The following is a 1,382-nucleotide window of genomic DNA, read 5'->3' as shown; positions in this document are numbered from 1 at the left end:
TGGCTCTAAAATATATGTTGGGGTTTCCAAAAACTTAAGCATAAAAAAACACGCAAACTCCTATATCCTTTACACTTGAATTGACGAGAAACAAGAAGGATAGGAGTTGCGTGCATATGTATTCTAACATGAATTTACCGGGTTTTGAAAATACGAAGATCTTGAAATTGGAAAAGGCAGAAAGCGCCTACCATATCCATGTCCAGTTGCCTAAGAAGACCCATAGATGCCCTGATTGTGGGACGATGACGGAGCGAATCCATGATTATCGCTCCCAAAAGATCCAGCATTTAAAACTGTTTGAGCGAAAAACCTATCTTTTCTATCGGAAGCGTCGGTATGCATGTGAGTGCGGCAAGAGATTCCCCGAAAAGAACCCGTTCGTAAATCGCTATCAGCGTCATACGGTGGAATGGAACCAGGCTCTAGGCCTTCGGATTATTCAGGGAAAAAACTTTAAGGACAGCGCTGCCCAATACCATACCTCTCCTACAACAGCGATGCGCCGGTTTGATCAGATTTCGTCCGGTAGGCTGAGAGAAGTAGAAACGCTGCCCAAGGTGATTGCCATCGATGAATACAAAGGGGATACAGACAAAGGAAAATATCAGGTCATCATTGGCGACGCAAAGACGGGGCGTCCGTTGGATATTCTTCCAGATCGCTCTGTAAGCACGGTGAAAAGGTATCTGGAGGAAAAAGGCGACGAAGTGGAGATGGTCATCATGGATATGAGCTACGGATTTAAATCCGCCGTTCAGAAAGCCCTGGGAAAGCCCATTATTATTGACGATCGCTTCCACTTCTGCCGTTATATTTATTGGGCACTGGAACGTGTGCGCAGGAGGGTGCAGAAAGAATTTCATCCGTATGATCGAAAGAAATGCAAGCGCATGAAGCATGTCTTTTACAAACACTACGAAAATCTGAGCGAAAAACAGCACTGGTACCTGGAAAGGTACTTGGGAATGTCGGAAGAATTGCGAACTGCCTATGGCTTGAAGGAATCTTTCCGTACCTGGTTTGAAGGGGCGAAGAAGGAAGGACAGGCAAACATCGGGAAGGTAAAGACGGGCTTATACCATTTTTACCGCCAAGTGGAGAAGTCGGGGATGGAAGAGTTTATCAAAGCGATCCAGACCCTTCAGAACTGGCAGCCTGAGATCCTGAACAGCTTTGCCTTTGGATACAATAATGGCTTTATTGAGGGGTTGAACAACCAAACGAAGGTGATTAAAAGAAACGCATTTGGTTTCCGAAGGTATGACCGCTTGAAACATCGCGTTTTATTACATCATCAATTCAAATCAATCGGCAATTCATTAGGATAAAGGGGCAGGAGTTTGGACTCCCACCCCAACATTTGACTTAGAACCTTTTTT

Annotated in this window: 1 protein-coding gene; it reads left to right on the top strand. The window is 44.9% G+C overall.

Going from position 1 to position 1,382, the window contains the following annotated elements:
• Positions 1 to 110: 110 nt before the first annotated feature.
• Positions 111 to 1,331: an ISL3 family transposase gene (locus tag ACFODW_RS12355; RefSeq protein ID WP_390306899.1), complete on the top strand. Its 1,221-nt coding sequence runs from the start codon at positions 111 to 113 to the stop codon at positions 1,329 to 1,331.
• Positions 1,332 to 1,382 lie beyond the last annotated feature (51 nt).

The organism is Virgibacillus sediminis (genome assembly GCF_042643265.1).
Classification (GTDB): Bacteria; Bacillota; Bacilli; order Bacillales; family Amphibacillaceae; genus Virgibacillus_O; species Virgibacillus_O sediminis.
This window is presented reverse-complemented; position numbering and strand designations above follow the sequence as displayed.